Source organism: Streptomyces sp. NPDC059994 (assembly GCF_042737755.1).
Taxonomy (GTDB): Bacteria; Actinomycetota; Actinomycetes; order Streptomycetales; family Streptomycetaceae; genus Streptomyces.
This window is the reverse complement of record NZ_JBHWUR010000012.1, coordinates 83,293-92,617: the sequence shown is the minus strand read 5'-3', so window position 1 is coordinate 92,617 and position 9,325 is coordinate 83,293. Positions and strand designations below refer to the sequence as shown.

Here is a 9,325-nt window from a genome sequence, read left to right as displayed (position 1 = left end):
GGGGTGCTCAAGGGGGGGTTCTCCGCCGGGGCGCACCGAACCCCGGTTGGGTTTGGACGGGGTTTCCAGGGCGGCGAGGGGGCCGGCCGCGATGTCCGCCCCCGTCGGCCCGGAGGCTTACGCCTCCTCGTTGTCCACCCAGCTCATGAGCTTGCGCAGCTCCTTGCCGGTGGTCTCCAGGAGGTGGTTCTCGTCCTGGGTCTTGTACTCGTTGTACTTCTTCAGACCGCCGTGGTACTCGTCCATCCAGTTCTTGGCGAACGTGCCGTCCTGGATCTCCGTGAGGACCTTCTTCATCTCGGCCTTGGTGTCGGCGGTGATGATGCGGGGGCCGGTGACGTAGTCGCCCCACTCGGCGGTCTCGGAGACCGACCAGCGCATCTTCTCCAGGCCGCCCTCGTACATCAGGTCGACGATGAGCTTCAGCTCGTGGAGGCACTCGAAGTAGGCGATCTCCGGCTGGTAGCCCGCCTCGACGAGGGTCTCGAAGCCCGCCTTGACCAGCGCGGACGTACCGCCGCAGAGCACGGCCTGCTCGCCGAAGAGGTCGGTCTCGGTCTCCTCGGTGAAGGTCGTCTTGATGACGCCGGCCCGGGTGCCGCCGATGCCCTTGGCGTACGAGAGCGCGAGCGCGAAGCCGTTGCCGGTCGCATCCTGCTCGACGGCCGCGATACACGGGACGCCGCGGCCCTCCTCGTACTGGCGGCGGACCAGGTGGCCCGGGCCCTTGGGGGCGACCATGCAGACGTCGACGCCCTCGGGGGCCTTGATGAAGCCGAAGCGGATGTTGAGGCCGTGGCCGAAGAACAGCGCGTCGCCGTCCTTCAGGTTGTCCTTGATGGACTCCTCGTAGACCTGGGCCTGGATCGGGTCCGGGACCAGGATCATGATGACGTCGGCCTCGGCGGCGGCCTCGGCGGGCGTGACCACGCGCAGGCCCTGCTCCTCGGCCTTGGCCTTGGACTTGGAGCCCTCGTGCAGACCGACGCGGACGTCGACACCCGAGTCACGGAGCGACAGCGCGTGGGCGTGGCCCTGGCTGCCGTAACCGATCACCGCGACCTTGCGGCCCTGGATGATGGACAGGTCGGCGTCGTCCTCGTAGAACAGCTCGGCCACTGGGATATCTCCTTGGTGTGCTGGTGTTGCGTCCCACCGTACGGCGGGGATGCGTCGGGAAGTTTTGAGTCTCGCGATACGAACACCGCGAGGGGGCGGGTTCAGGCCGAGCGGTCCAGGGCCCGCAGGCTGCGGTCGGTGATGGACCGCGAGCCGCGCCCTATGGCGATCGTCCCGGACTGGACGAGCTCCTTGATGCCGAACTGCTCCAGCATCTTGAGCATCGCCTCCAGCTTGTCGGCGCCGCCGGTGGCCTCGATGGTCACGGCCTCGGGCGAGACGTCGACGGTCTTGGCACGGAACAACTGGACGATCTCGACGATCTGGGAGCGCGTTTCGTTGTCGGCACGCACCTTCACCAGAACGAGTTCACGCTGGATCGCAGCGCTGGGCTCGAGTTCGACGATCTTCAGGACGTTGACCAGCTTGTTGAGCTGCTTCGTCACCTGCTCCAGGGGCAGGTCCTCGACATTGACCACAATGGTGATGCGGGAGATGTCGGGGTGTTCGGTGACACCGACCGCGAGCGAGTCGATGTTGAAGCCGCGACGGGAGAAGAGCGCGGCGATCCGGGCGAGGATGCCGGGGGTGTTCTCCACCAGGACGGAGAGCGTGTGCTTGGTAGACATGGTGACGGTCTCTCTCTGCTCTCTCAGTCGTCTTCGTTGTCGCCGAAGTCGGGACGGACGCCCCGGGCGGCCATGACCTCGTCGTTGGAGGTGCCTGCGGCGACCATCGGCCACACCTGCGCGTCCTCGTGGACGATGAAGTCGATGACGACCGGGCGGTCGTTGATGGAGTTGGCCTCCTCGATGGCCTTGTCCAGGTCCTCCGGGCGCTCGCAGCGGATCGCGTAGCAGCCCATGGCCTCCGACAGCTTCACGAAGTCCGGGACGCGGGTGCCGCCGCTGGGCTTGCCCTGTTCGGCGATGCCGTCCTCCGGGCCGCTGTGCAGCACGGTGTTGGAGTAGCGCTGGTTGTAGAAGAGGGTCTGCCACTGGCGGACCATCCCGAGGGCGCCGTTGTTGATGATGGCGACCTTGATCGGGATGTTGTTGAGCGCACAGGTGGTGAGCTCCTGGTTGGTCATCTGGAAGCAGCCGTCGCCGTCGATCGCCCAGACCGGGCGGTCCGGCATTCCGGCCTTGGCGCCCATGGCCGCCGGGACCGCGTACCCCATCGTTCCGGCGCCGCCGGAGTTCAGCCAGGTGGCGGGGCGCTCGTAGTTGATGAAGTGGGCGGCCCACATCTGGTGCTGGCCGACGCCTGCCGCGTAGATGGTGTCGGCGGGGGAGAGCTCGCCGATGCGCTGGATGACCTGCTGCGGCGAGAGGGTGCCGTCGTCCGGCTGGTCGTAGCCGAGCGGATAGGTCTCGCGCCACCGGTTGAGGTCGTTCCACCAGGCGGTGTAGTCACCGGTGTGGCCCTCGGTGTGCTCGGCCTGGACGGCCTGCACCAGATCGGCGATGACCTCGCGGGCGTCGCCCACGATCGGCACGTCGACCTCGCGGTTCTTGCCGATCTCGGCCGGGTCGATGTCCGCGTGGATGATCTTCGCGTACGGGGCGAAGCTGTCCAGCTTGCCGGTGACCCGGTCGTCGAAGCGGGTGCCGAGCGCGACCAGCAGGTCCGCCTTCTGCAGCGCGGTGACGGCGGTGACCGCGCCGTGCATACCGGGCATCCCCACGTGCAGCGGGTGGCTGTCGGGGAAGGCGCCGAGCGCCATCAGGGTGGTGGTGACGGGCGCTCCGGTGAGCTCCGCGAGGACCTTCAGCTCGGCGGTCGCGCCGGCCTTCAGGACGCCGCCGCCGACGTACAGGACCGGGCGCTTGGCCTGGACGATCAGCTTGGCCGCCTCGCGGATCTGCTTGGCGTGCGGCTTGGTGACCGGGCGGTAGCCCGGCAGGTCCATGTGCGGCGGCCAGGAGAAGGTGGTGCGCGCCTGGAGGGCGTCCTTGGCGATGTCGACCAGGACGGGACCCGGGCGGCCGGTGGAGGCGATGTGGAAGGCCTCCGCGATGGTGCGCGGGATGTCCTCGGCCTTGGTGACCAGGAAGTTGTGCTTGGTGATCGGCATGGTGATACCGACGATGTCCGCCTCCTGGAAGGCGTCGGTGCCGATCGCCTTGGAGGAGACCTGGCCGGTGATCGCGACCAGCGGGACGGAGTCCATGTGGGCGTCCGCGATCGGCGTGACCAGGTTGGTGGCGCCGGGGCCGGAGGTCGCCATGCAGACGCCGACCTTGCCGGTGGCCTGCGCGTAGCCGGTGGCGGCGTGACCGGCGCCCTGCTCGTGGCGGACCAGGACGTGGCGGACCCGGGTGGAGTCCATCATCGGGTCGTACGCCGGGAGGATCGCGCCGCCCGGAATGCCGAAAACGGTCTCGGCCCCGACTTCCTCAAGAGAGCGGATGAGGGACTGCGCGCCCGTGACGTGCTCAACGGTGGCGGCGTGGTGTCCGCCGTTACGGGCCCGCGGCTGCGGGTGGTGGGCCCCGGTGGCCTGCTCGGTCATCGGCATTCTCTTCTCGAAGCTGAGGGTTTTTGCAGGGGTTTGGTCGAGATCGCTGTCGTGCTTCAGGGGTGCCAGTGCAACAAAAAACCCCTCGTGCCGTGAGGCAAGCGAGGGGAGCGCGTCGGGGTGTGGTCCACTGGGCCCGCGTGCGGGCCCGGCTTCAGCCGACGCGCTTTCCAAGTACGAGAATTCGGGTGCGCATGGCAATGACCCTCCCCCCGGCGCCCCGGTAGTGTCAAGTGGGTGGGACGGGTGTCTCACTATTTGAGTGGTTGACCCGGACGGAGGGCAGCGCCCGGCCGCTGAGCACGGGCAACGCGGCCCCGCCCGGCACCGGGAAGGTGCCCCGCACCAGGGCCCGGCGCAGCCGGTACTCGTCCAGCGGCCCGGAGAAGGCCATGCCCTGCCCGTGGGTGCATCCCATGGCCCGCAGCGCCAGGACCTGCTCCGGCACGTCCACGCCGTCGGCCACGGACTGCATCCCGAGGTCGCAGGCGATCCGCAGCAGCCCGCTGGTGATCTTGTGCAGCCGGGCGGACTCGACCACGCCCTCGACCAGTCCCCTGTCCAGTTTCAGTACGTCGATGGGGAGCCGGCGCAGGGCGTTGATCGCCGCGTACCCACTGCCGAAGCCGTCGAGGGCGATCCTTACGCCGAGCCGGCGCAGGGCCACCAGACGTCGCTCCAGCTCGTCGAAGGAGATCCTGGGATCACTGTCGGCCAGCTCGATCACCAGGGCGCCCGACGGCAGCCCGTGCCTGGCCAGCAGGGCTTCCACGGAGCCCAGGGGCATCGACTTGTCGAGCAGCCGGCGGGCCGGGAGGCGGACCGCGACCGGGGTGTGGTGCCCGGCCCGGCCGCGCTCGGCGGCCTGCGCGACGGCCTCTTCGAGGAGCCAGCGGCCCAGCTCCGCGGTGCGCTCGCTGTCGTCGGCGACCCGTAGGAATTCGGCCGGGGTGAACAGGATCCCCTGGGCGGATCTCCAGCGCGCCTGCGCGGCCACGGCGGCCACCCGCCCGGTGGTGAGGTTGACCACCGGCTGGTGCAGCAGCGCGAACTCGCCCTCGTGCAGCGCGGTGCGCAGCCGGGCGGCCAGCTCGGTCTTGCGGACGACCTCGGCCTGCATCTGCGGCGCGTACATCTCGACGCGGTTCTTGCCGCCGGACTTGGCCCGGTACATCGCGAGGTCGGCGTTGCGCATCAGTTCGCGGGCGCTGACGTCGCTCTCGGCGAAGGCGACGCCGATGGAGGCGGCGACCCGTACCTCGTTGCCGTCGATCTGGTACGGCTGCGAGAGCTTCAGGCGCAGGCGGTCGGCGATCTCGTACACCTGGCGCTGGCGGGCCGCCCGGTCGCGGCCGCCGTCGCCGAGGATCAGGGCGGCGAACTCGTCGCCGCCGAGACGGGCCGCGGTGTCCCCGGCGCGCACCGAGTCCTGGAGGCGGCGGGCCGCCTGGATCAGCAGCTCGTCGCCGGCCTGGTGGCCGATGGTGTCGTTGACCTGCTTGAAGCCGTCGAGGTCGATGAAGAGCACCGCCGTGCCGGGGTCGGAGGCGCGGCGCCCGCTCAGCGCCTGGCGGACGCGCTCGGTGAACAGGGCGCGGTTGGGCAGGTCGGTGAGCGGGTCGTGCTCGGCGTTGTGCTGCAACTGGGCCTGCAGGCGCACCCGTTCGGTGACATCCCGGCTGTTGAGGATGAGGCCGCCCTGGTGGCGGTTGATGGTCGACTCCACGTTCAGCCACTCGCCGGTGCCCGACCTGAAGCGGCACTCGATCCGGCCCGCCGGCTCGTCCTGCGGGGGCGCGGCAAGGAAGCGCCGCACCTCGTGCACGACCCGGCCCAGGTCCTCGGGGTGGATGAGGGAGGCCAGCTCGGAACCGACCAGGTCCTCCGCGTCCCGCCCGTAGACGCCCGCGGCGGCGGGGCTGACGTAGCGCAGTATCCCGGTGGGAGCGGCGATCATGATGACGTCGCTGGAGCCCTGCACCAGGGAGCGGAAGTGGTTCTCCTTCTGGGCCAGTTCATGGGTCAGCGCGATGTTGTCGACGAGCATGATCCCCTGGCGTACGACCAGCGCGAGCACCACCGTGCACCCGGTGAAGACCACCACGCGGTCGACCCGGCGGCCCTCGATGACGTTGTAGAGGATCCCCAGGGTGCACACGGCGGCCGCGAGGTAGGGCGTGAGCGCCCCCAGCGAGCCCGCGATCGGCCTGCCGGCCGGCAGCGCGCCGGGCCGCCGGGGCGGCGGTGGCGGTGCGAACCCGAGGCCCGGGGCGAGCTTGCGGGCGCCCCACGGCGCGTAGGCGAGCAGCAGCGACGCGGCGAACCAGCCCGCGTCCAGGAACTGGCCGGAGCGGTAGTGCTCGCGCAGCAGCGGTGAGGTGTACAGCGCGTCGCACAGCACGGTCAGGGCGAGCGCCGCGATGGCCGTGTTGATCGCCGACCGGTTGGCGTAGGAGCGCCGGAAGTGCAGTGCGAGCACCATGCTCACGAGCGCGATGTCGAGCAGCGGGTACGCGAGCGCCTGCGCGGCCCGGGCGACGCTCTCGCCCTCGAAGTGCGCGGTGTGCGCGAGGGCCAGGCTCCAGGAGAGGGTCAGCAGCGAGCCGCCGATCAGCCAGGAGTCCAGGGCCAGGCAGACCCAGCCCGCCCGGGTGACCGGACGCTTGGCCAGCACCAGCAGCCCGACGATCGCGGGCGGCGCGAAGAGCAGGAAGAACAGGTCGGCCAGCGAGGGCGAGGGGACCGGTTGCCCGAGGACCACTTGGTACCACCCCCAGACTCCGTTGCCGCTTGCCAACATGGCGGAAGAGAAAGAGAAGAGCAGCCACGCGGGCCGAAAGCGGCTCTCCACCTCCCCGGCGCTTCCGCGCGCGTAGAGGAAGCAGGAGACCGAGGCCGCCGTCGCCGCGGCGCTGAGCCCGAAGTCCCCCATCACATCGGCGACTTCCGGGGATCCCCAGCCGAGCGCCGCTCCCGTCGCGTACCCCGCGCAGATCACCGCGAGGACGAGCTGGAGCACCGTGCCCGTCCCGCCACCGGGGCCGGGCCGGTGGGGCAGCGCCACTCCCGGGGCGCTCACCGGGCCCCTCCGGGTCCGGACGCGGTACGGGTGCGGGGCGACCCGGGGCCGCTCCCCCGGCCCGGCGGGTGGGCCCTCGCGGCCGCCGGGCGGGCGGTCGGGGAGGGCGGACGGGCCGCCCGGGCCGGCGGCCGGGTCCGGGCCGGCATCCGGGTGCGGGCCCGGCTGCGGATCCTGGGCCGGCTGCGGCCCCTCGGGAGCCCCGCCCGTGCGCCCCGGGGTAGCCGTCGACGGCTCCGCCGCGTCGGATCGTTGGTCCATTGGCAGTGCATCGCCCGTCGCCCCCCTCGCTGTGACTTCCGCTCCCCCGCGCCGCCAGACACACGGCGCAGCCCCCGGTCGGGACGATACACCAGTCTCGTCACTCAGGGACATAGTTCCTCTACGCTCCGTGACCACCAAGGGAGTTGTGGACACGGATCGCATTCAGGCCGGTGCGCAGGGTTGCCAATCGAAGGCGGCGGGGCCCTACTCGGTGGTCAGGACGATGTTGTCCAGCGGCCGGCCGGCCGCGTACTCGGTCAGCTGACGGGCGATCAATACCTTCGCGCGCGGCAGGAACGCCGAAGTGGAGCCCCCGACATGAGGGCTGATCAGAACGTTCGGCGCATGCCACAGCGGGTGTCCGGCGGGCAGCGGCTCGGGGTCGGTGACGTCGAGGGCGGCGCGGATGCGGCCGTTCTCCAGCTCGGCGAGGAGCGCCTTGGTGTCCACCACCGGGCCCCGGGCCACGTTCACCAGGAGCGCCCCGTCCTTCATGCGGCCCAGGAACTCTGCGCCCGCCAGGCCCTTCGTCTGCTCGGTGAGCGGCGTGGAGAGGACCACCACGTCGGCTTCCGGGAGGAGTGCGGGCAATTCGGTGAGGGGATGCACTGGGCCGCGCGCAGTCGTGCGCCAGGAGCGCGCCACGCGCGCCACCCGGGCGCATTCAAATGGCGCGAGCCGGTCCTCGATGGCGGCGCCGATCGATCCGTACCCGACGATCAGCACCGACTTGTCGGCGAGGGCCGGATAGAACCCGGACCGCCACTCCTCCTTCTCCTGCCCCGCGATGAACGAGGGAATACCCCGCAGCGAGGCGAGGATCAGCGCGAGGGTGAGCTCGGCGGTGGACGCCTCGTGCACACCGCGCGCGTTGCAGAGCCGTACGCCCGCCGGCAGCGCGCCCAGGCCCGGCTGTACGTGGTCGATGCCCGCCGACAGGGTCTGCACGACCCGTACACCGGTCATCGCGGCGAGCGGCCGCACCGCGGTGGCGGTGCCCTTCATGTACGGGACCACGTAGAAGGCGCAGGCGGCGGGATCGGCGGGGTAGTCCGGACCGCCGTCCCAGAAGCGGTAGGAGAGGCCGTTGGGCAGGCCCGGGATCTCATCGGCCGGGAGGGGGATCCATACGTCTGCAGTCATGCCGGGAGGCTATGTCAGGACCGGTGGCGGCCAGAGGTTAGTTTGGGGGGCACACCCAGGGCGGTACGGAGGGGTACGGGGAGTTGGAGCGCAGGACTATCGGTGCGGCGGCCCTGGAGGTGGGCGCGATCGGCCTCGGCTGTATGCCGATGAGCTGGGGCTACACCACGTCGCAGCAGCGCGGGGACCGCTCGCTGCGCGCCGTGCACGCCGCGCTCGACGCCGGGTCCACCCTGCTCGACACGGCGGACATGTACGGCCCGTTCAAGAATGAGCTGCTGGTGGGCCGGGCCCTGAAGGAGCGGCGGGCCGAGGCTTTCGTCGCCACCAAGTGCGGGCTGCTCGTCGGCGGCGATGCGCACGTCGTGGCCAATGGGCGGCCCGGCTATGTGAAGCGCGCCTGCGACGCCTCGCTGCGGCGGCTCCAGACGGATGTGATCGACCTCTACCAGCTGCACCGGGCGGACCCCGAGGTGCCGGTCGAGGAGACCTGGGGCGCGATGGCGGAGCTGGTGACGGCGGGCAAGGTGCGGGCGCTCGGGGTGTGCGCGACAGGCGGCGCGCCGAGGGCCCGCCGGTCCGGCGCCCCTTATGAAGTGACGATTCGTCAACTGGAGCGCGTACAGCAGGTCTTCCCGGTCAGCGCCGTCCAGGCGGAGCTGTCGGTGTGGTCGCGCGAGGCGCTGGACGCGCTGCTGCCGTGGTGCGCGGCGCGGGGCGTGGGCTTCCTGGCCGCGATGCCGCTCGGCAACGGCTTCCTCACCGGCACGCTCACCCCGGGCCAGGGCTTCGAGCCGGACGACGTACGGGCCCGGCACCCCCGCTTCACCGCCGAGATGATGGCGGCCAACCAGGTGGTGGTGGTGGGCCTGCGCCGGGTCGCGGCGCGCCACGGGGACGAGGTGACCCCGGCCCAGGTCGCCCTGGCCTGGCTGCTCGGCCGGGGCCCGCACGTGGTGCCGGTCCCGGGCACCAAGCGCGAGGAGTGGGCCCGCGAGAACGCCGCGGCGGCCGGGCTCGCGCTGACGGCCCGGGACGAGGCGGAGATCGAACGGCTGCCGGGTCCGCGGGGGTCCTGGGACTGAGGGGGCGGGTGGGGCTGGAGGTGACCCGGGTGCGGCCGGGCGGCGGCCGGGGTGCGGCCGGGCGGCGGCCGGGCGGCGGCCGGGGTGCGGCCGGGTTTCCGCGGAAGCCCGCGA

At 71.3% G+C, this 9,325-nt stretch carries 6 protein-coding genes; 1 reads left to right on the top strand and 5 read right to left on the bottom strand.

The genetic code is table 11. The features are described 5' to 3' along the window. Positions 1-117: 117 nt before the first annotated feature. The 5 genes from ilvC to ACFWA7_RS09655 form a co-directional block, all read right to left on the bottom strand. Positions 118-1,119, bottom strand: a complete 1,002-nt coding sequence (gene ilvC / locus ACFWA7_RS09675) for a ketol-acid reductoisomerase (protein ID WP_385536461.1) — start codon at positions 1,117-1,119, stop codon at positions 118-120. 101 nt (positions 1,120-1,220) lie between these two features. Beyond that, complete coding sequence (gene ilvN, locus ACFWA7_RS09670; RefSeq protein ID WP_358836664.1) at positions 1,221-1,748, bottom strand: acetolactate synthase small subunit; 528 nt, start codon at positions 1,746-1,748, stop codon at positions 1,221-1,223. Positions 1,749-1,771: 23 nt separating this feature from the next. Further along, positions 1,772-3,640 (bottom strand): acetolactate synthase large subunit, encoded by a 1,869-nt coding sequence (locus tag ACFWA7_RS09665; RefSeq protein WP_385536463.1) that lies wholly within the window; start codon positions 3,638-3,640, stop codon positions 1,772-1,774. Between the two features lie 229 nt (positions 3,641-3,869). Further along, positions 3,870-6,719: a putative bifunctional diguanylate cyclase/phosphodiesterase gene (locus ACFWA7_RS09660; RefSeq protein WP_385536581.1), complete on the bottom strand. Its 2,850-nt coding sequence runs from the start codon at positions 6,717-6,719 to the stop codon at positions 3,870-3,872. Between the two features lie 468 nt (positions 6,720-7,187). Beyond that, positions 7,188-8,126: a 2-hydroxyacid dehydrogenase gene (locus ACFWA7_RS09655; protein WP_385822032.1), complete on the bottom strand. Its 939-nt coding sequence runs from the start codon at positions 8,124-8,126 to the stop codon at positions 7,188-7,190. A gap of 83 nt (positions 8,127-8,209) precedes the next feature. On the opposite strand from ACFWA7_RS09655, the gene ACFWA7_RS09650 reads away from it, so the two are divergent. Beyond that, the gene (locus tag ACFWA7_RS09650; protein WP_385536467.1) at positions 8,210-9,211 is read left to right on the top strand and encodes an aldo/keto reductase; all 1,002 of its coding nucleotides are present in this window, start codon (positions 8,210-8,212) and stop codon (positions 9,209-9,211) included. Positions 9,212-9,325: the final 114 nt, after the last annotated feature.

What these genes read in the sequence shown, in the direction of transcription:
- ilvN (WP_358836664.1), bottom strand. Translation starts at nt 1,748, where the DNA reads ATGTCTACCAAGCACACGCTCTCCGTCCTGGTGGAGAACACCCCCGGC.
- ACFWA7_RS09665 (WP_385536463.1), bottom strand. Translation starts at nt 3,640, where the DNA reads ATGCCGATGACCGAGCAGGCCACCGGGGCCCACCACCCGCAGCCGCGG.
- ACFWA7_RS09655 (WP_385822032.1), bottom strand. Translation starts at nt 8,126, where the DNA reads ATGACTGCAGACGTATGGATCCCCCTCCCGGCCGATGAGATCCCGGGC.